At 60.8% G+C, this 22,328-nt stretch carries 17 protein-coding genes; 8 read left to right on the top strand and 9 right to left on the bottom strand.

Translation table 11 applies throughout. The annotated features are described in order from the left end of the window. Positions 1–13 precede the first annotated feature (13 nt). Both H9C73_RS12860 and pyk read right to left on the bottom strand, forming a co-directional pair. Entirely contained in the window at positions 14–2,287 is a 2,274-nt protein-coding gene (locus H9C73_RS12860; RefSeq protein WP_209288304.1) for a Tex family protein, read from the bottom strand. Between the two features lie 16 nt (positions 2,288–2,303). Next, complete coding sequence (gene pyk / locus H9C73_RS12855) at positions 2,304–3,740, bottom strand: pyruvate kinase (protein ID WP_209288303.1); 1,437 nt, start codon at positions 3,738–3,740, stop codon at positions 2,304–2,306. Positions 3,741–3,844: 104 nt separating this feature from the next. Here pyk and H9C73_RS12850 point away from each other — a divergent pair, with 104 nt between their 5' ends. Continuing rightward, complete coding sequence (locus tag H9C73_RS12850; protein ID WP_209288302.1) at positions 3,845–6,094, top strand: ATP-binding protein; 2,250 nt, start codon at positions 3,845–3,847, stop codon at positions 6,092–6,094. Beyond that, on the top strand, positions 6,091–7,458 hold the full coding sequence (locus tag H9C73_RS12845; RefSeq protein WP_209288301.1) for a sigma-54-dependent transcriptional regulator: 1,368 nt from the start codon (positions 6,091–6,093) through the stop codon (positions 7,456–7,458). The genes H9C73_RS12850 and H9C73_RS12845 overlap by 4 nt, the downstream gene beginning before the upstream one ends. A 73-nt stretch (positions 7,459–7,531) precedes the next feature. On the opposite strand, the gene H9C73_RS12840 is transcribed toward H9C73_RS12845, so the two are convergent. Further along, positions 7,532–9,139: a methyl-accepting chemotaxis protein gene (locus tag H9C73_RS12840; protein WP_209288300.1), complete on the bottom strand. Its 1,608-nt coding sequence runs from the start codon at positions 9,137–9,139 to the stop codon at positions 7,532–7,534. Positions 9,140–9,522: 383 nt separating this feature from the next. Here H9C73_RS12840 and H9C73_RS12835 point away from each other — a divergent pair, with 383 nt between their 5' ends. From H9C73_RS12835 to H9C73_RS12820, 4 genes are all read left to right on the top strand, one after another. Beyond that, positions 9,523–10,506, top strand: coding sequence for a TRAP transporter substrate-binding protein (locus tag H9C73_RS12835; RefSeq protein ID WP_209288299.1), 984 nt, complete (start codon positions 9,523–9,525; stop codon positions 10,504–10,506). A 92-nt stretch (positions 10,507–10,598) separates the two neighbouring features. Then, entirely contained in the window at positions 10,599–11,153 is a 555-nt protein-coding gene (locus H9C73_RS12830; protein ID WP_209288298.1) for a TRAP transporter small permease, read from the top strand. Next, positions 11,150–12,547 (top strand): TRAP transporter large permease, encoded by a 1,398-nt coding sequence (locus H9C73_RS12825; RefSeq protein ID WP_209288297.1) that lies wholly within the window; start codon positions 11,150–11,152, stop codon positions 12,545–12,547. The genes H9C73_RS12830 and H9C73_RS12825 overlap by 4 nt, the downstream gene beginning before the upstream one ends. Before the next feature lie 137 nt (positions 12,548–12,684). After that, a complete protein-coding gene (locus H9C73_RS12820; protein ID WP_209288296.1) occupies positions 12,685–13,197 on the top strand; it encodes a hypothetical protein in 513 nt (170 codons plus the stop codon). A 51-nt stretch (positions 13,198–13,248) separates the two neighbouring features. Here the strand turns inward: H9C73_RS12820 and ilvA are convergent, their stop codons facing one another. Next, complete coding sequence (gene ilvA / locus H9C73_RS12815) at positions 13,249–14,766, bottom strand: threonine ammonia-lyase, biosynthetic (RefSeq protein ID WP_209288295.1); 1,518 nt, start codon at positions 14,764–14,766, stop codon at positions 13,249–13,251. Positions 14,767–14,907: 141 nt separating this feature from the next. On the opposite strand from ilvA, the gene rpiA reads away from it, so the two are divergent. Continuing rightward, positions 14,908–15,582, top strand: a complete 675-nt coding sequence (rpiA, locus tag H9C73_RS12810) for a ribose-5-phosphate isomerase RpiA (protein WP_209288294.1) — start codon at positions 14,908–14,910, stop codon at positions 15,580–15,582. Between the two features lie 239 nt (positions 15,583–15,821). Here the strand turns inward: rpiA and H9C73_RS16280 are convergent, their stop codons facing one another. The 3 genes from H9C73_RS16280 to H9C73_RS12800 form a co-directional block, all read right to left on the bottom strand. Then, positions 15,822–15,947 carry a hypothetical protein gene (locus H9C73_RS16280; RefSeq protein ID WP_268927244.1) on the bottom strand — a complete coding sequence of 42 codons (126 nt, stop codon included), beginning with the start codon at positions 15,945–15,947 and terminating at the stop codon, positions 15,822–15,824. 126 nt (positions 15,948–16,073) lie between these two features. Next, entirely contained in the window at positions 16,074–18,536 is a 2,463-nt protein-coding gene (locus H9C73_RS12805; RefSeq protein ID WP_209288293.1) for an ABC transporter permease, read from the bottom strand. After that, positions 18,533–19,228 carry an ABC transporter ATP-binding protein gene (locus H9C73_RS12800; protein ID WP_236014269.1) on the bottom strand — a complete coding sequence of 232 codons (696 nt, stop codon included), beginning with the start codon at positions 19,226–19,228 and terminating at the stop codon, positions 18,533–18,535. The genes H9C73_RS12805 and H9C73_RS12800 overlap by 4 nt, the downstream gene beginning before the upstream one ends. Between H9C73_RS12800 and H9C73_RS12795 the strand changes: the two genes are divergently transcribed. After that, on the top strand, positions 19,227–19,844 hold the full coding sequence (locus tag H9C73_RS12795) for an arylesterase (protein ID WP_209288291.1): 618 nt from the start codon (positions 19,227–19,229) through the stop codon (positions 19,842–19,844). The two genes, H9C73_RS12800 and H9C73_RS12795, sit on opposite strands and share 2 nt — an antisense overlap. On the opposite strand, the gene H9C73_RS12790 is transcribed toward H9C73_RS12795, so the two are convergent. Both H9C73_RS12790 and H9C73_RS12785 read right to left on the bottom strand, forming a co-directional pair. Beyond that, positions 19,741–21,495, bottom strand: a complete 1,755-nt coding sequence (locus H9C73_RS12790; protein WP_209288290.1) for an ATP-binding protein — start codon at positions 21,493–21,495, stop codon at positions 19,741–19,743. The genes H9C73_RS12795 and H9C73_RS12790 overlap by 104 nt on opposite strands. A gap of 87 nt (positions 21,496–21,582) precedes the next feature. Continuing rightward, a complete protein-coding gene (locus H9C73_RS12785) occupies positions 21,583–22,167 on the bottom strand; it encodes a superoxide dismutase (protein ID WP_209288273.1) in 585 nt (194 codons plus the stop codon). Positions 22,168–22,328 lie beyond the last annotated feature (161 nt).

Raw genomic sequence — 22,328 nt, 5'->3', positions numbered from 1 at the left:
AAAATGCATCCGCTCAGCGTTTCCCTTTAACGCCGGCGGCCATCAGCTTGTCGGCCAATGAGCCTTTGACGGGCGCACCCTTGTCTGCTGAGGCGCGGGCTTTCGCGGGTGCGCTGCGATCCGGCTGGGCTTTGGGCCGGACCGGGGCGTCGCCTGATTTCATGGTCAGGGAGATGCGCTTGCGGGCTTCATCCACTTCCAGCACCCGTACCTTGACGATCTGGCCACTGCTCACCAGCGTGTGCGGATCGCTGACGAAGCGATCGGCCAGCTGTGAAATGTGCACCAGCCCATCCTGATGGACACCAATATCCACGAAGGCGCCAAAGTGGGTCACATTGGTCACCACGCCTTCCAGCGTCATGCCGGGTTGCAGATCCTTCAGTGTTTCCACACCCTCGGCGTAGTGCACGGAACGAAATTCGGGACGGGGGTCGCGGCCCGGCTTTTCCAGCTCGCTGATCACATCGCGCACGGTGTAGCGGCCATATCCTTGAGCTTCCAGCTGGGCCGGGTCCACCTGCTTGAGTCTTTCCGGCTGCTTGAGCAACGCTTCCAGCGATAAACCGCAGCTGGCGGCGATCGCCTGTGCCAGCGGGTAGCTTTCCGGGTGGACCGCCGAGTTGTCCAGGGGTTCCTCACCGTCGCGGATGCGCAAGAAGCCGGCACACTGTTCATAGGCCTTGGGCCCGAGGCGGGGCACCTTGAGCAGTTGGCGGCGGTTGCGCAGCGCCCCCTGCTCATCGCGCCAGGCGACGATATTGTCAGCCGTGGTGCGGTTGAGCCCCGCCACGTGGCTGAGCAATGCCGCAGAAGCGGTGTTGACGTCCACGCCCACGTGGTTGACGCAGTGCTCAATTACGCTATCCAGTGCTTCGCCGAGGCGCTTCTGATCCACATCGTGCTGGTACTGGCCCACGCCGATCGATTTGGGGTCGATCTTGACCAGCTCCGCCAGCGGATCCTGCAGGCGGCGGGCGATGGAAACAGCCCCGCGGATGGTGACATCCAGATCTGGAAATTCGGCTGCCGCCAGTGCCGAGGCGGAGTAGATCGACGCACCCGCCTCATTCACCAGCACGGCTTGAATGGCATGGGGGACGGCCTTGCAGACCGCCTGTGCCAACTGTTCGGTTTCACGAGACGCCGTGCCGTTCCCTACGGCGATCAGCTCTGCAGCGTGCTTTTTCGCCAGTGTGGTCAGGGTGTGCAGAGACCTGTCCCACTGTTTTTGCGGCGCGTGCGGATAGATGGTGGTGTGGTCCACCAGCTTGCCGGTGGCATCAATCACCGCTACCTTCACGCCGGTGCGCAGGCCTGGGTCGAGCCCGATCGTGGCTTTGGCACCGGCGGGTGCGGCCAGCAGCAGATCCTTCAGGTTGCGGGCGAACACGTCGATGGCCGACTGGTCGGCCTGCTCACGCAGTTGCTTGATCAGCTCGGTTTCCAGTGACGGGCGCAGCTTCTTGCTCCATGCCTGCTGCAGGGTCTGCTGCATCCAGTCATCCAGCTGAGCGCTGCGCAGCTGATGCCGCCGGGCCATCTGCTCTTCGGGCCAGCCATCGAGGCTTTCCGGCAGTTGCAGACTGGTCTTGAGGACGCTTTCGTTGACGCCTCGCAACACGGCCAGGGCCCGGTGTGAGGGGATGCGGGCAATGGGTTCGGCGTAGTCGAAGTAGTCGCGGAACTTGCTGTCCGGGTCGGCCTTGCCTTTGGCCGCGCGCACCTGAAGCTCACCCTGTTGCCAAAGGCGCTGGCGCAGGCTGCCGATCAGTTCGGCATCCTCGCTCAGGGTTTCCAGCAGGATCTGACGCACGCCTTCAGCCACCGCATCCGGATCTGCAAAACCGGCGTCCGGGTTCAGGTGCTGCCCCAGCTGGTTCCGGGGCAGTGTCCCGCTTTTCAGGGCCTGTTGTGCCAGCGGTTCCAGCCCGGCTTCCCGGGCTTCCTGCGCCTTGTTGCGGCGTTTTGGGCGGTAGGGCAGGTAGAGGTCTTCCAGCCGGGCGCGACTGTCGGCGGCGTTCAGGGCCTGCTCCAGTTCCGGCGTGAGCTGGTTCTGCTCGCGCAGACGGTCCAGAATCGATGTGCGGCGGCTTTCCAGATCGCGCAGCTGGCCCAGACGCTCATGCAACTGCCGCAGCTGGGTATCGTCCAGTGCGCCGGTCTGCTCCTTGCGGTAGCGCGCGATAAAGGGAAGGGTGGCACCCTGGTCCAGCAGGGTCAGGGTGGCGGCGACCTGAGCCGGCTTGATGCTCAGCTCGGTCGCCAGTTGCTGTTCAATCGACATGGCGGCTCGTATCGGTTCAGGGCACCTGCAGGATTTGCAGGGAGTTGGTGCCGCCATGCTCGCCGATGCTGGCCCCGCGGGTCAAGATAACCCGATCGCCGCTCTGCAGCAGGTCACGTGCCTGCAGCCCGGCCAGTACTTCATCGTTCAGGCGAGCCTCGTCCACGGCCGTGGCATCGAAGAACATCGGCATGACACCCCGGTAGAGTGCCATCCGGCGCAGGGTGCGGTCGTTGCGGGTCAGGGCGAAGATCGGCAGGCCGGAGCGAATACGGGACATCCACAGGGGCGTGGAGCCGGACTCGGTGAGGCAGATAATCGCTCTCACGCTTTCCAGACCGTTGGCCGTGTACATGGCCGCCCGTGCAATGGCTTCGTCGGTGCGGGTACACAGGTGATCCGGCGCCACCGGTGCCGGACGCGACAGCTGATGTTTCTCGGCGCCCTGACAGATGCGGGTCATCGCTTCCACGACTTCAACCGGGTAGTTGCCGGCGGCGGTCTCGGCCGACAGCATGACCGCATCGGTGCCGTCCAGAATGGCGTTGGCCACATCGAACACCTCGGCTCGGGTCGGCATCGGGTTCAGGATCATGGTTTCCATCATCTGGGTGGCGGTGATCACCACGCGATTGAGCTGACGCGCGCGCTTGATGATGTGTTTCTGTACGCCGATCAGCTCGGCGTCACCGATCTCGACCCCCAGATCGCCACGGGCCACCATGACGCCGTCACAGGCGTTGATGATCTCGTCCAGCGCCTCAGGTGTGGCTACGGTTTCGGCCCGCTCCACCTTGGCGATGATCTCGGCGCGGCTGCCGGCCGCTTCCAGCAGTTCGCGAGCCGTGTTCAGATCAGCGGCGGTGCGCGGAAAGGACACCGCCACGTAATCCAGTTCCAGCTCGGCGGCGACCTTGATATCGTGCTTGTCCTTGTCGGTCAGTGCCGCGGCACTCAGGCCGCCCCCCTGACGGTTGATCCCCTTGTTGTTGGACAGGGGACCGCCCACGGTGACCTCGGTTTCGATGCGGCTGCCACTGATGTTCAGGACCTTGAGCTGTACACGGCCATCATCCAGCAACAGGATATCGCCCGGTGTGCAGTCCTCGGGCAGCGCCTTGTAGTCCACGCTGACCGCATGCTGGTCACCCGCGCTTTCATCCATGGCGGCATCCAGCACAAACTGATCACCGATGGCCAGTTGAATCGGCCCTTCACGAAAGCGGGAAATGCGAATTTTGGGGCCCTGAAGGTCACCCAGCAGCGCAACGGCTTCGCCGGTGCGGCGACAGGCTTCACGTACCGCTTCAACCCTGCGGCGGTGGTCCGACGAGCTGCCGTGGGAGAAATTGAGCCGCACGGTATTCACACCGGCACGGATCAGATCGTCCAGACGGCCGGGTGCGTCAGTGGATGGACCCAGAGTGGCCACAATTTTGGTACGCTTAAGCATTGATTCCGTCTCTTGTCAGTGGAGGGTCGATTATCTCGACTAAAGTATGACCGCGGACACTTTTTTTCAAGCATCCCGCCCGACCGGCCCGGCGGCCTGCCCCCATGCGTGCTAGTCGCTTCCAGCGCTACCGGCCGCTATCGCTGCTGTTTACCATCATCCTGTTTCTGCTGGTGATGATGGAGGTGGCCTATCTCAGCCGACAGCAGGGGCTGGAAGAGCTGCAGCAGAGTGCCGTTGCCAACATGGGGCGCTACGTTCTCAGCGTGCAGCAGAAGCTGGACCGCTACAAGGACCTGCCGCAGGTGATGGCCAGCCACTCACGGTTGCGTGAGGCGCTGGCACATCCGAACGACCCGGCGCGTATCGATCAGGCCAACCGGTATCTGGAGCAGGTTACGGAAGTCGTGGGGGCGTCCGACAGCTATTTGATGGGGGCTGATGGCATCACCCTGGCCTCCAGCAACTGGAACCGTGAAAAGAGCTTTGTCGGGCTGAATTTCAGTTTCCGGCCCTATTTCCAGGACGCCATGGCGGGCAAGGCGGGACGCTATTTCGCCCTGGGAACCACCTCGCGCAAGCGTGGCTACTATTTTTCCTGGCCGGTACGTCAGGGCGAGCAGATTATCGGGGTCACCGTCGTCAAGATCGACCTGCATGAGATCGAGCAGGACTGGAATGACCCTCTGCAGGATATAGCCGTGACCGACGAGGACGGCATTATCGTGATTGCAACGCGGCCGGACTGGAAGTTTCACGCGCTGCACCGCCTGTCGCGTTCGGACCTTGAGCGCATTGTCGACAGCCTGCGCTACCTCGACCACCCGCTGTCGGCGCTGGAAGTGGTCAGGCGCGAACAGCTGGAGCAGGGGGCCGAGCTGATCACCCTGCTGGAAGGGGATCGCATTCGAGGCAATGCGCTGGACGGACTCCAGACCACGGAGTATCTGCTGGTACAGCGCCCGGTACCCGGCACCGGGCTGAATGTGTCCATCCTGGCGCGGCTCACACCGGTCAACGAAACGGTGATACAGGCGCTGGTGCTGGCGGCCTTTGTGTATATCGCGCTGGTGCTGCTGGTGCTCTTTCTGCAGGCGCGCTGGCGCATCGGTCGTGAGCGCCGTGCGTTCCAGCGGCGCGAGCTGCGTGCACTGGAGGAGCGGGAGCGGCAGGTCAGTGCGATCATCAATAACACCCGGGCCGGTCTGATCACGCTGGACAGCGGCGGGCGGGTCGAGTCGTTCAACCCCACCGCCGAGAAACTGTTCGGCTATCAGGCCGGGACCATTCGGGGGCAGGCCTTTACCGACCTCATTCAGTCCGAGGAGCATGCTGCCTGCCAGCGTCTGATTGGTGCAGGCTCCTGCCGTGAGATCCCGGAGCTGACCCTGGAGTCCGCAGGCATACGCCGGGATGGCAGCCGCTTCCCGATCGAACTGACCATCGGCTGTATGGCGCTGGATGGTGACCGGCACTTCATCGTCACGGTCCATGACATGACCGAGCGCAAGGAGTACGAAGCACAGCTGCAGCGGGCGCGAGATGCGCTGGAAACGCGGGTCGAAGAGCGAACGTCTGATCTGCGCCGCACCAATGCGCGCCTGCTGGAAGAGATGCAGCAGCACCGCAGTACCCAGAACGAGCTGATCCAGACCGCAAAACTGGCCGTGTTGGGGCAGCTGGCAGCCGGTATCAACCACGAGCTGAACCAGCCGCTCACGGCTATTCGCAACTATGCCGATAATGCGGCCTCGTTTCTCAAGCTGGGCAAGTCCGAGCGAGTGGAGGTGAATCTGCAGGAGATCGCCGGTCTCACCGATCGCATGGCCAAGATCATTCACCCGCTGAAGGAGTTTGCCCGTCAGAGCAGTGACCAGACCGGCCCCACCTCGCTGCAGGCGGTGCGGGACGGAGCCATGTCGATCATGTACGGGCGTCTGGACAAGTCCGGTGTTGAGCTGAACTGGCCCGATCTGAGCGATGTCTATGTGCGGGGGGATACCCTGCGTCTGGAACAGGTGCTGGTCAACCTGTTGTCCAATGCCATGCAGGCGATGGAATCCAGTCCGGTCAAGCGCATCGACGTGAGCCTGGAGCGCCGACAGGGGGTTGTCCGCCTGTCGTTGCATGATTCCGGGCCCGGCATTGCTGCCGAGGACACCCAGCGGGTGTTTGAGCCCTTCTATACCACCAAGCAGCGCGGCAAGGGGCTGGGGCTGGGCCTGTCCATCTCGCACCGGATCATGGAGAATCTCGGTGGTCGCCTTAGCGCTGAAAATCACCCCGCGGGAGGCGCGGTCTTCATTATGGAGCTGCCTGCCACCGATGCACAGGAAACAGAGGAAACGCCATGAGCCAGAGCCAGCCGCTGCCCGTGATCCTGATTGATGATGAGCACCACATTCGTATGGCCGCCGGCCAGACGCTGGAGCTGGCCGGGTATGAGCTGAGCACGCTGGAGCGGGCCGAGCCTGCGCTGGAGCTGCTGGGCGAGGACTGGCCCGGCATCGTCGTCACCGATATCAACCTGCCGGGAATTGATGGTCTGGAGCTGATGCGACGGGTACAGGGGATCGACCCGGACCTGCCGGTGATTCTGATTACCGGGCATGGTGACATTTCCATGGCCGTGGGCGCCATTCGTGACGGTGCCTATGACTTTATCGAAAAGCCCTTTGCCTCGGAGCTGTTGCTGGACGTGGTACGGCGGGCGCTCGACAAGCGCAGCCTGACGCTGGAGAACCGGCGCCTGAAAGACGAGCTGGAAGCCCAGGATGCGCCGGGCCCTCGTATCATCGGCAAGACCCCGGCCATCCGTGCCCTGCGCCAGCTCAGTCGCTCGGTGGCGGGCATGCCGGCCGATATCCTGATCCAGGCCGAAACCGGCTGTGGCAAGGACCTGCTGGCGCGCTACCTGCACGAACACGGCAGCCGCCGAGAGCATAATTTCGTGGCGATCAACTGTGGTGCGGTGCCGGATAACCTGATCGAGAGTGAGCTGTTTGGTCACGAGGCCGGTGCGTTCACCGATGCCAAGACCCAGCGCATTGGCAAGTTCGAGCATGCGAACGGGGGCACCCTGTTTCTGGATGAAATCGAAAGCATGCCGATGGCGCTGCAGATCAAGCTGCTGCGCGTGCTGGAGGAGCGGGCCATCGAACGGCTGGGTTCCAACGACGTGATCCCGCTGGACCTGCGCGTGATCGCCGCCACCAAGGTGGACCTCAAGGCCGAGGCAGAGGCGGGCCGTTTCCGGGAAGACCTCTATTACCGTCTGAATGTGGTGCGGCTGGATATTCCTCCCTTGCGTGAGCGGCGTGAGGATATTCCGCTGCTGTTTCAACATTTCGTACTGGTGGCGTCATCCCTGTATGGGCGGGAAATCCCCCAGTTGTCGGCCGAGCGCATGCACAGTCTGATGACCCATGACTGGCCCGGTAACGTCCGTGAGCTGCGTAATCTGGCCGAGCGTTACGTGCTGCTGGGCGAAGGGTGTACCTTCGACTTCGACAACCGCCCGATCACCGCTGATGATGCGGCGGATGGCATGACCCTGCCGGAGCAGGTGGAGCGGTTCGAGAAGATGCTGATTCACACGGAACTGGGCCGCCATGGCGGCTCGATCAAGGATACCCTGGCCAGCCTGGGCGTGCCGCGCAAGACGCTGTACGACAAGATGAAGAAGTACGGTCTGGATAAAAACGACTACAAACAGTGACCGGATCCGGCGCTGTTCACACAACAAAACGGCCGCCCGAGGGCGGCCGTTTCAGTCAGGGCTTCACGCCTGGTTAGAGCTTGAAGCGGTTCAGCATATCTTCGAGCTGGTGCGAAAGCTGTTCCAGCTCGTCGGATACCCGGTTCAGGTGCTCCGAACGCTCTGCGGTTTCTTCCGCGCTGCGGCTGATTTCCGTGATGCTGCGCTCCACGCTGCTCGCCATGTCACTCTGCTCACGCACGGCGCTGGCGACCTGGTGGTTGAGGTCGTTGATCACGCGGACCTCTTCATTGATGTTGGTGAGCGTGGTGTTGCTCTGACGCACCTGATCGACCCCGTTACCGGCCGCTTCCAGAGCTTCCTGCATCACGCCGACCGCTTCCTTGGCATCGTTCTGCAGTGCCGCGATGATCTGGTTGATCTCTTCGGTGGAGTTGTGGGTACGGCTGGCCAGCGTACGCACTTCATCCGCTACAACCGCGAAGCCTCGGCCCTGCTCACCGGCACGGGCAGCCTCGATCGCTGCGTTCAGGGCCAGCAGGTTGGTTTGCTCGGCGATCTTCTGAATCACTTCCAGCACGGTGCCCACGTTCTGGCTCTGGCCATCCAGTTTCTGGATTACGTCGGTCGCGCGTTCGATATTCTGTTGCAGGCGCTCGATGGCGATAATCGCCTGCTCGGTAATACGCGCACCGTCATTGCTTTCCTGCAGCGCCATATCCGAGGCTGAGACGGTATTCTCGGCACTGGCGGCAACACTGCGGGTTGCGGCTTCCATCTGTTCCATGGAGGAGGCCACCGAGCTGGTTTGCATCTGCTGGTGGTTCACGGCAGCGGCAGAGTCGGTGGCGACCTTGCTGATGCGGCTGCCGGATTCAGCCAGTTGATTGACGGTATCCCGGACATGCTTCATGCCGTCGTGGATGGTGCCCATCATGGAGTTGAACGCGTTGGACATCTGGCCTATTTCGTCACCGCTGGTGACCGGCATGCGCATATTCAGATCGTTGTCACGCTCGATGGTATGGATGGTGTCAGCCAGATTGTTGATCGGCTTCACCACGATACGGCGCAGCAGCAGGCTGATCAGGATGATCCCGGCGACGAAGAGGCCCAGCTCAATCAGGGCCACGCTGATCAGGTTCTGATTGATCTGTTTGTCCAGCGCGTCATAAGAGTAGGTCACGCGCACGGCACCGATCACCTCACCCTCTTCAACCTGGTGGCAGAGCAGGCAGTTGGTGCCCTTGTAGTCGGACAGGGCTTTCATGGGCGTAACAACCGTGAGGCGGTGGCCCTGCTCATCGTCCAGTTCGGCGATCACGTGCTCGCCTTTCATGGCACGGCGGTCGAAGTCATCCACCGGTTTGGAGTCCTCAGAACCCGGCCCGTAGACGGCCGAGATCTGCTTGCCGCGAATGATGCGGGCCTCGGTAATCGCTTCGTTGGAGAGCATTTTCTGCTGCAGAGTGGCGCGGTTGGCCATGGCACCACTGAGCATCAGGATGTTGATACTGTCAAAATAGGAGTCGGCGGCGTCCAGCGTTGATTTGGTGACGACCTGATCGACCAGCGAGGTCTCGCTGCGGTAAATGGTAGTCAACGAGCTGATGAAAATGATCAGGAATACCACAACCAGTGACAGGTTAACCTTGTTCTGAATCGAAATGGAGCTTTTCACGTTATTCCATCCTGATCTTTATAGTTCTTCTGCTGGGAGGCAGCCGGTATAAAAATTGTCGGTGCCAGTATACAGATCCTATTCAAAAAAAAGCTGATCTGCCACAACTGTTTGTTTTTCATTCATTTGGGTGGAAATCCGCCTATCGCGACCAGGGCTTTGGGTCAGATACCGCTCAAAAAGACTGCTTTGTGCACCTCCGGCTCTGTTCGGATTTCCATTACAACCCTTTGATATTAAATATTTATTGCAGCGGGTGTGGCGGTTTTTACAAAACTGGCACCTGCCTTGCAAAGAGGACTCCTGTGTTGCGAATCGACCGGCTTCCAACAACAAACAGCCGGCATGCAAACACCAACAACAGAAATAACAGGAGAAACCTCATGCGTTTACTGACTGCTGCCGTAACTTCCATCGCTCTGACGCTGGGTGCCCAGGCCGTTTCCGCCGCACCGATCGAGCTGAAGTTTTCCCATGTAGTGGCTGAAAATACCCCGAAAGGCCAGATGGCTATCAAATTCCGTGACCTGGTTGCCGAGCGTATGGGCGACAAGGTTGAAGTGAAGGTGTTCCCGAACTCCCAGCTGTTTGGTGACAACAAGGTACTGGAAGCGATGCTGCTGGGTGACGTACAGATGGCGGCACCGTCTCTGTCCAAGTTCCAGAAATACACCAAGTCCCTGCAGATCTTTGACCTGCCGTTCCTGTTCAAGGACATGGACGCGGTTGAGCGCTTCCAGCAGAGCGAACAGGGTCAGGAACTGCTGAACTCGCTGCGCAAGCGCGGCCTGGTCGGTCTGGGTTACCTGCATAACGGCATGAAGCAGCTGTCTGCCAGTGAACCTCTGCGTGTACCTTCTGATGCCTCCGGCAAGAAGTTCCGCATCATGACCTCCGATGTACTTCAGGCACAGTTCGAAGCGGTTGATGCCGTACCGCTGAAAAAGCCGTTCTCTGAAGTGTTCACTCTGCTGCAGACCAAGGCCATCGACGGTCAGGAAAACACCTGGTCCAACATCTATTCCAAGAAGTTCCACGAGGTTCAGCCCTACATCACCGAATCCAACCACGGTGTGCTGGACTACCTGGTCGTGACTTCTGCCGAATTCTGGAGCGGTCTGGATGAGGATGTGCGTGCCGAGCTTAAACAGGCGCTGGATGAAGCCATTGCGTACGGCAACAAGATCTCTGATGACAAGGCTGCCGAAGACCGCCAGGCGATCATCGACTCCGGTCGCAGTGAAGTGATCGAAATCTCCGATGCCGAGCGTCAGCAGTGGGTTGATGCAATGAAGCCGGTCTGGAAGCAGTTTGAAGATGAGATCGGTGCAGACCTGATCGAAGCGGCTGCCCAGTCCAACCAGTAATACCTTGCTGAACGCGAGATCCACAGGGGTGGCACACGCCACCCCACCGATCGCCCTCAGGGGTGGGGGCGGTCCGAAATCGGGGAAGAATTATGTCTGTACGTAATCTGGTAACGCATATCGAAGAGGCGATACTGTCGCTGCTTCTGCTGGCCATGACGCTGTTGGTCTTCGCAGAAGTGGTTGCCCGCTTCGGTTTCAATGCCGGCATCCACTGGGCACAGGAAGTCACCCTGTTGCTGTCCGCATGGTTTGTGCTCTTTGGCGCATCTTACGGTGTGAAAGTGGGTGCCCACATTGGCGTCGATGTTTTCGTCAAGATGCTGCCGGCCGGGGTGCACCGTGGCGTGACACTGATTGCGATAGCGCTCTGTCTGTTTTATTGCGGCCTCTTTTTATACGGCTCCTGGATCTACCTGGCCAAGATGAAAATGATTGGCATTGAACTGGAAGACCTGCCCATTCCCAAGTGGACGGTCATGACCATTCTGGTGATCGGCTTTGCCCTGCTGGCGCTGCGATTTGTGCAGCTGGGCTGGAAGGTGCTCAAGGGTGAAGCGGACGGTTTCCACTTTGCCGACGAAGCCGAAGAAAGTATGGAAATTGCCCGTGACCTCAAGGGCAACGACGGGGAGGCACGCCAATGACTACGGCCATGCTGTTTATCATTCTCTTCGGCTGCATGCTGATGGGAATGCCGATCGCGATTGCGCTGGGCCTGTCCAGTGTGACCACGATCCTGATCTTTTCCAATGACTCGCTGGCGTCCGTAGCGCTGAAACTGTTCGAGGCGACCTCTGAACACTACACCTTGCTGGCGATTCCGTTCTTTATTCTGTCATCCGCGTTTCTGTCCACCGGCGGGGTGGCCAAGCGCCTGATCAACTTTGCCATGGATGCCATCGGCCATGTCCGGGGCGGTCTGGCGATGGCATCGGTGATGGCCTGTATGCTGTTTGCGGCCGTATCCGGCTCCTCACCGGCCACGGTAGCGGCGATCGGTACCATCGTGATTGCCGGTATGGTGCGTTCCGGTTACCCGGAATCCTTCGCTGCCGGCGTCATTGCGAACGCGGGTACGCTGGGCATTCTGATTCCGCCCTCCATCGTCATGCTGGTCTATGCCGCGGCGACCGAGGTATCGGCGTCTCGCATGTTCATGGCCGGCTTCATCCCCGGCCTGATGATGGGCCTGCTGCTGATGGTGGCCATCTACATCGCCGCGCGCGTGAAGAAGCTGCCGTCACAGCCGTTCCCGGGCTTTGCTCAGCTGTTCCGCTCCGGTGGTATCGCCATGGGCGGCCTGATGCTGATCATCATCGTACTGGGCTCCATCTATGGCGGGATCGCTTCACCGACCGAAGCGGCTGCCGTGGCTGCCGTCTATGCGTACATGATTGCCGTGATGGGCTACCGTGATATCGGTCCGCTGAAAGGCGTCGCCTGGCGTAACGAAGGTGAGTCCATGGGCAGTGCCGTGGTGCGTAACCTGTTCCAGGTGCTGATGTCGATCCCGCGCTCCGTTTCCCACCCGGAAGTGCGCAAGGTGTTTGTGGATGCGTCCAAAGTGTCCATGATGCTGCTGTTCATCATCGCCAACGCGATGCTGTTCGCGCACGTACTGACCACCGAGCGTATCCCGCATACCATTGCGGAAGTGATCATCGAGTGGGGGCTGCCGGCCTGGGGCTTCCTGATCGTGGTGAACATTCTGCTGCTGATCGCCGGCAACTTCATGGAGCCCTCGGCCATTCTGCTGATCATGGCGCCGATCCTGTTCCCGATCGCGACTCAGCTGGGGATTGATCCGATCCACCTGGGCATCATCATGGTGGTGAACATGGAGATCGGCATGCTGACACCGCCGGTGGGCCTGAACCTGTTCGTGACAGCGGGCATCACCGGGCGGAATATGATCTGGGTGATCAAGGCGTGCCTGCCCTGGCTCGGCCTGCTGCTGTTCTTCCTGATTTTGATCACCTATATCCCGCAGATATCGCTGTTCCTGCCGGAATATATCGACCAGTTGAAAGGGTACTGATCCAAAACGGGAGATTCTGCCTATAGCATCAGAATGATGACATGGGTTTTGACCGCTGCCTTCGGGTGGCGGTTTTTTTATGTCCGGCGATTGGCGCTATAATGCGCGCTCTTTGTGTAACCCGATTGAGAATTATTATGCTCGGAGTCATTGCCGCCCTCTGGGGGTTCATTGGCATTTGCCTGCTGTTTTCCAGTGCCATTTACCGTCTGGGCAGCATGGCACTGGAGATGCCGTTGGGCAGTTTTGAGTGGTATCACTGGCTGGCGCTGGCAGCCTGTCTGGGGTTCATGGGGTTTGCGGAAGGCTATCGCGGGTTTCAGCAGAACTTTTCGCCCCGGGTGGCGGCGCGTATCCGTTACCTGAAACAGAATGTCACGCCCTTGCGGGCACTGCTGGCACCGGTGTTCTGCATGGGCTTTTTCCATGCGCAAAAGCGGCGTCAGATCGTCACCATCTGCCTGACACTGGGGATTGTGGGACTGGTCTTGCTGGTGCGACTGCTGGAGCAGCCCTGGCGCGGCATTGTGGATGCCGGGGTCGTGCTGGGCCTGAGCTGGGGGATCATCTCGCTGGCTCTGTTTACGCTGCAGGCGCTGACACGGGCCGATTTTCAGTATTCACCCGAGACGCCGGACAGTCCGCGCTGAGCCTGATCAGGGCCACCCACAGGGTGGCCCTTTTCGTTTCGGCAGGGGCGCTTAGCCCAGAAACAGCTTGTAGGCAGGGTTGTCGGTTTCTTCGTAATAGGTGTAACCGATCTCTTCCAGGAACTGGATGACCTGGCTGCGCTCGTCTTCCGGCACCTGCATGCCGACCAGCACGCGCCCGTAGGCGGCACCGTGGTTACGGTAGTGGAACATGGAGATGTTCCAGCGCCCGCCCAGTCGGTTCAGGAACTTCATCAGGGCCCCCGGACGCTCCGGGAACTCGAAGCGGTAGACCACCTCGTTGTCGACGCTGGCCGGTGCGTGACCGCCCACCATATAGCGCACGTGCAGCTTGGCCGTTTCGTCATTGGTCAGATCGACCACCTCATCCAGGTGCTCGTGCAGCTCGGACAACAGCTCCTCGCGGCCACCGTTGTTGGGGCGGATCTGAACGCCGGCGAACACGATCGCCTGGTCATCGTCACTGTAGCGGTAGTTGAACTCGGTGATGTTGCGCTTGCCCAGCACCTTGCAGAACTGCTTGAAGCTGCCCGGTTTTTCCGGAATCTTGGCCGCGATGATCGCTTCACGCTGCTCGCCCAGCTCGGAACGCTCGGCAATATGGCGCAGGCGGTCGAAGTTGACATTGGCGCCGGAATTGATGGCGATCAGGGTCTGGTCGCTGCAGCCTTCGCGGGCAACGTATTTTTTCAGACCGGCCACGGCCAGTGCACCGGCCGGCTCGGTGACGGAGCGGGTATCATCAAAGATGTCCTTGATGGCGGCGCAGATCTCGTCGGTGGAGACGGTGATCACTTCGTCCACGAAATCCTTGCAGATCTCCCAGGTGTTCTCGCCGATCTGTGCCACGGCAACCCCATCGGCAAAGAGGCCGACCTGGTCCAGTACGGCCCGGTAGCCCTCCTGCTTTGCCAGTGCGAGGCAGGCCGAGTCGGCATATTCCACACCGATCACTTTGGTTTCCGGACGCAGGTATTTCACGTAAGCCGCGACACCGGCGATCAAACCACCGCCGCCAACCGGGACGAAAATGGCGTCGATGTGACCGCTTTCCTGGCGCAGGATCTCCATGCCGATGGTGCCCTGGCCGGCGATGACGTCCGGGTCGTCATAAGGGTGGACGTAGACCATCCCCTTTTCCTGCATCAGCTTTTCCGAATGGCGGCGGGCATCGTCAAAGGCGTCGCCGATCAGCACGGCCTTGCCGCCCAGACGCTTGACGTTGTTGACCTTCACGTCCGGCGTGGTTTTCGGCATCACGATGGTGGCCTTGATGCCCAGCAGGCGGGCCGACAGGGCAACGCCCTGAGCGTGGTTGCCGGCCGAGGCGGTAATCACGCCGCGCGCTTTTTCTTCTTCCGTCAGCTGTGCAATCTTGTTGTAGGCACCGCGGACCTTGAAGGAGTAGACCGGCTGCTCGTCTTCGCGCTTGAGCAGTACGCGGTTGCCCAGTCGCTCGGTCAGGCCGCGGGCCTCGTCCAGCGGGGTTTCGACAGCGGCGTCGTAGACCCGCGCTTCCAGGATCTTTTTGATGTATCGATGTGGCATAGGACAGGTATCTGACTCTTGGTAGGGTCATGGTGACCAAAGTATCGGCAAATGGTATCGGCTCGACCTGTCAGCGTCTACAAGGGCAACGGCGGGTTGCGTATAATTGCCGTACAGTTTGAATCAGTAACGGGCACAACCATGACACAAGACGAGATGAAACAGGCGGTTGCACAGGCTGCCGTCGACCATATTCAGGGCCGCCTCGAAGACGACAGCATTATCGGCGTCGGCACCGGCTCGACCGCCAACTGTTTTATCGATGCGCTGGCGAAGATCAAACATCGCTTTGCCGGTGCAGTCGCCAGCTCCGAAGCTACGGCACAGCGCCTGCGTGATCATGGTATCGAGGTGTATGATCTCAATTCGGTCAGCCAGATGGAGTTCTATATCGACGGGGCCGACGAGTTTGACCCGTACCTGAATCTGGTCAAGGGCGGGGGCGGCGCGCTCACCCGTGAGAAGATCGTGGCAGCCGTGGCGAAAGAGTTCGTCTGCATCGTGGACCAGTCCAAGCAGGTAGACCTGCTGGGCGCCTTTCCGCTGCCGGTGGAGGTGATTCCGATGGCGCGATCTTACGTGGGCCGTCAGCTGGCGGCACTGGGCGGTCAGCCGCAGTACCGTGAAGGGTTCGTGACCGATAACGGCAACATCATTCTGGACCTGCACGATCTGGAAGTGCTGGATCCCAAGGCGCTGGAAGCTCAGTTGAACAATATTGTCGGGGTGGTCACCAACGGACTTTTTGCCCGTCGCGGTGCGGATATCATTCTGATGGGTACGCCGGAAGGGGTGCAAACCATCCGTCACGCCTGAGTATCGGATGTCTCGCCGTCAGCTGTCGATGTGTCGGCGGTGGCGGCCAGTCCATGCACCTGACAGGCGCCAGTGGCAGCTGATCTGCCGTTTTCGAGGTTGATATGGCAGCCGGCGGGAGTGTGGGGGCTCAGGCCTCTGCGCGTGCCTCAAACCATTGGTGTAGCGCTGAGGCCTGTTTGGTGTGCCTGTTCATCCGCTGTACGCCGTGAACGGGTGACACCGGGATCCGCATCGGTTTACCACTGGACCACTTTGGTCAGTGCAATGCTGACCGGCATGGTGATCCACAGCAGCGCTGCCAGATTGATGATAATCCAGCCAAAGCCTGCAGGATCGCGGAAGTTTTCGTCATGATGAGCCATTTTTCACCCTCGCATATAGAACTGTCTAGTTGTTAATCAGCATAGCGGCGGGCGATTATAGCTAAAAGGCTGGTGTTTTTATAGCCAGACGTAATAAACACGTACTTTTTATAAGGTTATGCGCGCCTAGCCGGCGCGCAACAACCGATAACACTGCTCCAGACGCAAAGGGCGCCGAATCAGCCAGCCGATCAGCAGGAAGATGAGCGCGGCGGTCGGCGGCAGTACCAGCCAGAGCGTCAGATGCAGGCGTGGCGGGATATCAAGCAGCCACTGGTGCAGCATGGCCAGCACGCTCTCGGCACCGGCACTCGCCAGCACACCACAGACCAGACCGATCAGCAGAAACTCCAGCAAATCCAGCCGGCGTGCCTGATCGGCTGTCACCCCGAGCGTTTGCAACAGGGCGCTTTCAAATCGCCGCTGCTCCAGTGCCTGCAGCAGGGTCACGCTGAGCAGCATCAGCCCACAGCCCAGGCTCAGGGCCAGAATCAGGGCGGAGCTGTCGCCCAGGCGCTGCAGCCAGCCTGCCAGCTGGGTCAGAATCTGGTCGATGTCGATCAGCGTCAGTGACGGGAACTGCTGCAGCAGCTCGCGGCTCAGGCTGCGCTGCTCCGGTGTCAGGTAGAAGCTGGTAATCCAGGTCGCCGGGGCATTCTGCAGTGCTTCCGGGCTGAAGATGATGTAGAAGTTGGGCCGGAAAGAGGTCCAGACCACTTCGCGGATGTTGCGGATCTCACCTTCAACCTGCACCCCGCCCACGTCGAATCCCAGACGGTCCCCCATGGCCAGCCCCAGCTCTTGGGCCATCTCCTGTTCGATGGAGATGGCGCTGGTATCACCGGGTTGCCACCACTCGCCTGCAACCAGCGGGTTATGCGCCGGTTGCTCGGCACGCCAGCTCAGGTTGAGCTCACGCCTGAGGGTGTTGTGGTCCTGCTGCTCAGGTGACAGCTGAGGTTTGATCGGATCACCGTTGAGGCGGGTCAGGCGCCCTCGGATCATGGGGTAGAGTTCGGTATCCAGATTACGCTCGGCAAAGAACTGGTCCACATCCTGTTTCTGCCAGGGCTGTATATTGATCAGGAAATAGTTGGGCGTGTCACTGGGGAACTGCGCCTGCCACTGTTCGATCAGGTCGGATCGGCTGATCCAGACCACGCTCAGCAGGGTGAGCAGCATCACCACTACGGCGGCCTGCAGCCGGTGCCACTGGCGCTGCTGGCGCAGCCGCATCAGCAGCAGACGCCCCAGCAGAAGGCGCCGGGCGAGCGGGCGGGCACAGAGCTGCAGGCCGGCCTGGGCCAGCCAGCCGAACAGGGCGCCTCCCAGCAGCAGGAAGGCCAGCAGCCCCAGTGCCGCCAGCGGTGCCTGCAGAAACGCCAGCAGGGTGGCTGCCAGCAGGATCAGTGAACAGCCCTGCAGCAGCATGGCAGTGCGGTCTCGTGGCGGGGCGTCGCCACGCAGCAGGTGTGCAACGGGAATACGGGCCAGTTGCAGAATGGGGGGCAGACCCAGCAGCATCAACAGTGCCAGCCCCAGTGCAGGGCCGCTGAACCAGCGTGCCCAGTGGGCCGGGGGCAGAGCCTGGGGCAGCAGCTCGGACAGCCACTGGTAGACGGCGGTTTCCAGTGCCAAACCGGTCAACAGGCCCGCCGAGGCCGTGAGCAGCCAGGCCAGCAACAGCTGGTAGAGATAGACACGCACCAGCTGGCCGGGCCTTAACCCCAGATTCAGCAGCAGCGCACTACGTGTGTGCTGGCCCAGACTGAAACGGCGCAGGGCCAGCACGATGGTCAGGGCTGACAGCAGCAGCGCGATGAGGGCACTGAGCTTGAGGTAGCTCAGCGCATTGCCCAGCGCGTTGCCGGTCAGAGGCTGGTCCTTGCTGAGCGCATGGATGCGTTCATGGTCAGCCAGTGTCGGACGCAGGGCCTGATCCAGTTGTGTAATGGCTTCGGCAGGCCCGGAAAGCAGGATACGGTAATTGGCGCGGCTGCCGGGGGTGAGCACGCCGCTGGCCTCAAGATCTTCGGCGTTGACCAGAATGTGCGGGCTGAAGCTGCGGAAGCCGGTGCCGCGATCCGGCGATGCCAGCAGTTCGCGGCTCAGAGTGAGCGGCTGATAGCCGAACTCGAGGCTATCCCCGAGGCTCAACTCCAGTTGCGTCAGAACCCGGGGCTCGGCCCAGACTTCACCGGGAGTGGGGATGCCTTCGCCGGGAGGCTCGGTGACCAGCTCACCTCGCAGCGGGTAGGGCGATTGCAGAACGCGGACCGACACCAGCATCAGGTTGTCGCCCTGACCGACCATGCTGGGGAACTGAATTACACGGGTATGCCGTATCTGCTCCAGCGGCAGTGACGCCAGCCGATCCGCCGGCAGCGGACGGCTGCTGCTGAGGACCAGATCGGCTCCCAGCAGCGCCGCGCTTTCGCGCAACAGACCCCGCTCCATGCGGTCACCCAGTACCGCCAGCAGGGTGGTCAGCGCAATGGCGATCCAGCTGGCCAGAAGCAGGGCGCGCCATTCGGTCGTTCGCAGCTGTGCCCACAGCTGCCGGGCGGCCAGACGGGTCAGTAACGTCATGCCGCAACCTCCTCCAGCCGCCCGTTATGCAGGTGCAGTCGGCGCGCACAGCGTGCCGCCAGGTCGCTGTCATGGGTAATCAGTACCAGCGTGGTGTCGGCCTCGGCGTTGAGGCGAAACAGCTGTTCAATAATCTGATGCCCGGTGTCGTCATCCAGGTTTCCCGTCGGCTCGTCGGCAAACAGCACCTTGGGTTCGGTGGCGAAGGCGCGGGCGATGGCCACGCGCTGCTGCTCGCCGCCGGAGAGCTGGGCCGGGTAGTGGTCCAGCCGGTCGCCCAGTCCCACCTGTTCAAGCCAGTGGCGTGCCTGTTGGTCGGCATCCTGGCGGCCCTGAATCTCCAGCGGCAGCCGCACATTGTCCAGTGCGTTCAGCTCGGGCAGCAGATGAAAGGACTGGAAGATAAAGCTGATCTGCTTCAGGCGCAGGTCGGCACGGGCCGCGTCATCCAGTGCGTCCAGAGACTGGCCGTCAAACAGTATGCGGCCGTCGGTTGGGGTATCCAGTCCGGCCAGCAGGCTCAGCAGTGTTGACTTGCCGGCTCCGGAGCGGCCGATGATCGCCAGACTCTCGCCACGCTCTATCCGGAGGTCGAGATCACGAAAGAGTTGTACCTGGCCCGCTTGTGTCCGGAAACTTTTTGCGACATCTTGGGCCTCAATAAGCGACGTTTCATGGTTGAGGTGTGACATGCGATCCCTGATTTCCATTCTGTTCGTGTTGGTGGCCTGGGTCTCTCCGCTGCAGGCAAAAACCCTCCTGGTGCTGGGTGACAGCCTGTCTGCGGCCTATGGTATTCCCGCTGAACAGGGGTGGGTCAGCCTGATGGAGCAGGAACTCAAGCAGCGTGACTGGGCCAACCGGGTCATCAATGCCAGTATCAGTGGCGAGACCAGCAGTGGTGGGCTCCAGCGTCTCCCGCGCCTGCTCAATGACTACCAGCCCGATCTGGTCGTGCTGGAGCTGGGGGCCAATGATGGCCTGAGGGGCACGCCCTTGAGCATCATGCGCCAGAATCTGAGCCAGATGGTCGAACTCAGCCGTCAGTCCGGTGCCGAGGTACTTCTTGTTGGCGTACGTATCCCTCCCAATTATGGACCGCAATATACGGAAAGGTTCTATTCGATCTACACCGATCTGTCGCAACAGTATCGTCTGCCACTGGTCCCGTTCCTGCTGGAGCGGGTGGCCATGAAGCCGGCCTTCATGCAGGCTGACGGACTGCATCCGACAGCGGAGGCACAGCCGATCCTGTTGCAGACGGTCTGGCCTCACCTCGCACCTCTGCTGCAACCAGAGGCATCCTGATCTTCAGCCGGGTCCCTTCGCCGGGCCGGCTGGTCAGGTCGAAGCTGCCACTCAGAGCACGCACCCGTGCCTGCATGCCGAGCAGCCCGAAGCGCCGGCTGTGGCTTGGATCTTCCGGGTCAAATCCGCAACCATCATCCTCAATGTCCAGTTCGATGCGGTCATTCAGGCTGTCGGCGCCCAGTCGGTACAGCCGGATGCGCACCTGTCGGCCGTCGGCATGGCGCATGATATTGGTCAGGGCCTCCTGAATCAGCCGGTACAGGGTGATGTTGTAGCGCTCTTCCATGTCGTTCAGCGGGCCCTTGAGCGCCAGCTCAACTGTCAGGCCGAGTCGCTCGATCTGTCCGCTGCCTGCCAGCTCACGCAGGGCGTCCACCAGCCCCAGATCGTCCAGCAGGGTCGGACGCAGGGCGCGCATCAGGTCATAGGTGACGTCATAAATGTGACCGGCGATGCTGTCGATGTTCTCGGCGTGCTGATGGGCGGCGCTGTCCCTGTCCGGGTAATCCTGCATCAGCATGCCGGCATCGGTTCGAATGGCGGTCAGACACTGTCCCAGCTCGTCATGCAGCTCCTGAGCAAGATGGCGTCGTTCACGCTCCTGAATGTCCAGAATACGGTGGGTCAGGTGCTGGTTTTCGCGCAGCTGGTACTGCAGTTCTTCCGTGCGCTTGTGCAGGTGCTGCTGCAGCTCTGTGACATCCCGGCTCTCTTGCCGGTAGCGTCGAGTATCGGCCTGCTGTTTGATCCAGGCGAAGAACAGCAGGCTGCCCAGCGTATTAAGCCCCAGTGCCAGCAGCAGCGCTCCCCAGCTGAGCTGTTGCCAACCGAAGGGCTGTTCCAGCGTGAGCACCCAGTCATGCGTGCCCACTTCGATATCGAGTGACTGGCTGAACGGGTAGCCCGTCGCTGTCTCGGCTGCGTCCAGCAGCGGCAGGCTGATCTCATTGCCGCTGAGGGTCAGTCGGGCGTTATCCGGCAGGTCTTGAATGCCGGCAAGTTTAGACAGCGTCAACTCGAATGCCAGCAATCGGGCGGGAGGCTCCGGTGCAAGGCCATAGAGCCCGACCCGGACCGGTCCGCTCTCGAGCTGATAGGGGGGTGACAGGTGATGTCCGGGCTGATGGTGACTGGCCTGAATGGCACTGCGATGAACGGGGCTCAGGCTCAGGTCCAGGCCCACGGGCAGCCGTGCCGGTGCCTGCTGCGGCAGTGACAGGATAATGGGGTAGTAGATCGGGTTGCCGCTGTCCCGGGTGCGTGTCGGCGGTGTCATCGGGCTCAGGCCCTGTAGCTGGAAATCGGGTATCCGTTGCCGCATCTGCCGTTCAAACGAGCCGAGGTTCTGCTCCGTGACCGGTTGCAGCAGGTACAGGGAGTCGAGCGCCGGAGATAACGGGGGCAATGTGGACAGGTGTTGTTCCAGCAGGTCCGGTTGGGCGCGGTACTCACGCGTCAGCATCAGGCCATGGTCCAGCAGGCGGTAGGCCTGTGACAGGTTGGTCGATAACTGTTGTTCCAGTGTGCTCAGCAGACTCTGCTGCTGCCGGGAAAACGCGGTGAAGTCCAGCCGTGTGATCAGGCCGGTTGATATTATGCCCAGTGCAATCCAGAGCAGCAGGGCCTTGAAAAGGGGGGAGTTGAGCATCCGTCAGGGGTATCCTTGCCCGCTTAGATAGGCTCATTTAAACACAAAAGGCGCCCTCAGGCGCCTTTGTGGAATCACTCAACGCAATCAGGCGTTGTAGTTTTCGTTTACGAAGTCCCAGTTTACCAGGGCCCAGAAGCCTTTCAGGTAGTCAGGACGAACGTTGCGGTAGTCGATGTAGTACGCGTGCTCCCACAGGTCAACCGTCAGCAGTGCGGTCTGACCTTCGGTCATCGGAGTACCGGCATTGCTGGTGTTAACGATGTCCAGAGTGCCATCGGCGTTCTTGACCAGCCAGGTCCAGCTGGAGCCGAAGTTGTTCACGGCCTTGTCGTTGAACGCTTCCTGGAACTTCTCGAAAGAGCCCCACTTGGCTGCGATCGCGTCAGCGATTGCACCGGTCGGTGCACCACCACCGTTCGGAGACAGGCAGTGCCAGTAGAAAGTGTGGTTCCAGACCTGAGCGGCGTTGTTGAAGATGCCACCTGCCGGAGCGGATTTGATGATCTCTTCCAGAGACTTGCCTTCAAACTCGGTTCCCGGTACCAGGCCGTTCAGCTTGACCACGTAGGTGTTGTGGTGTTTGCCGTGGTGGTATTCCAGAGTCTCCTGAGAGATGTGCGGTTCCAGTGCATCTTTTGCGTACGGCAGTGCCGGCAGTTCGAAGCTCATAGTAATCCCCTATATGTCTGACAGGTTCAGCATAAAACTGTTTTTGTGCGAGGTATTCCCTCGATCTGCCTCGATGATAGCACCCTTAAGCGGCATTATCATGACACAGTTTGTAAGGTAATACGGGACACTCGGGTTGATGCACGAGTGTCTCAGTATCC

It is taken from the genome of Marinobacterium alkalitolerans (assembly GCF_017776525.1).
Classification (GTDB): domain Bacteria; phylum Pseudomonadota; class Gammaproteobacteria; order Pseudomonadales; family Balneatricaceae; genus Marinobacterium; species Marinobacterium alkalitolerans.
Note: the sequence above shows the minus strand (reverse complement) of the source record. Positions and strands in the feature narration are given on the sequence as shown.

What these genes read in the sequence shown, in the direction of transcription:
- H9C73_RS12860 (WP_209288304.1), bottom strand. Translation starts at nt 2,287, where the DNA reads ATGTCGATTGAACAGCAACTGGCGACCGAGCTGAGCATCAAGCCGGCT.
- pyk (WP_209288303.1), bottom strand. Translation starts at nt 3,740, where the DNA reads ATGCTTAAGCGTACCAAAATTGTGGCCACTCTGGGTCCATCCACTGAC.
- H9C73_RS12850 (WP_209288302.1), top strand. Translation starts at nt 3,845, where the DNA reads ATGCGTGCTAGTCGCTTCCAGCGCTACCGGCCGCTATCGCTGCTGTTT.
- H9C73_RS12845 (WP_209288301.1), top strand. Translation starts at nt 6,091, where the DNA reads ATGAGCCAGAGCCAGCCGCTGCCCGTGATCCTGATTGATGATGAGCAC.
- H9C73_RS12835 (WP_209288299.1), top strand. Translation starts at nt 9,523, where the DNA reads ATGCGTTTACTGACTGCTGCCGTAACTTCCATCGCTCTGACGCTGGGT.
- H9C73_RS12830 (WP_209288298.1), top strand. Translation starts at nt 10,599, where the DNA reads ATGTCTGTACGTAATCTGGTAACGCATATCGAAGAGGCGATACTGTCG.
- H9C73_RS12825 (WP_209288297.1), top strand. Translation starts at nt 11,150, where the DNA reads ATGACTACGGCCATGCTGTTTATCATTCTCTTCGGCTGCATGCTGATG.
- H9C73_RS12820 (WP_209288296.1), top strand. Translation starts at nt 12,685, where the DNA reads ATGCTCGGAGTCATTGCCGCCCTCTGGGGGTTCATTGGCATTTGCCTG.
- ilvA (WP_209288295.1), bottom strand. Translation starts at nt 14,766, where the DNA reads ATGCCACATCGATACATCAAAAAGATCCTGGAAGCGCGGGTCTACGAC.
- rpiA (WP_209288294.1), top strand. Translation starts at nt 14,908, where the DNA reads ATGACACAAGACGAGATGAAACAGGCGGTTGCACAGGCTGCCGTCGAC.
- H9C73_RS16280 (WP_268927244.1), bottom strand. Translation starts at nt 15,947, where the DNA reads ATGGCTCATCATGACGAAAACTTCCGCGATCCTGCAGGCTTTGGCTGG.
- H9C73_RS12805 (WP_209288293.1), bottom strand. Translation starts at nt 18,536, where the DNA reads ATGACGTTACTGACCCGTCTGGCCGCCCGGCAGCTGTGGGCACAGCTG.
- H9C73_RS12795 (WP_209288291.1), top strand. Translation starts at nt 19,227, where the DNA reads ATGCGATCCCTGATTTCCATTCTGTTCGTGTTGGTGGCCTGGGTCTCT.
- H9C73_RS12800 (WP_236014269.1), bottom strand. Translation starts at nt 19,228, where the DNA reads ATGTCACACCTCAACCATGAAACGTCGCTTATTGAGGCCCAAGATGTC.
- H9C73_RS12790 (WP_209288290.1), bottom strand. Translation starts at nt 21,495, where the DNA reads ATGCTCAACTCCCCCCTTTTCAAGGCCCTGCTGCTCTGGATTGCACTG.
- H9C73_RS12785 (WP_209288273.1), bottom strand. Translation starts at nt 22,167, where the DNA reads ATGAGCTTCGAACTGCCGGCACTGCCGTACGCAAAAGATGCACTGGAA.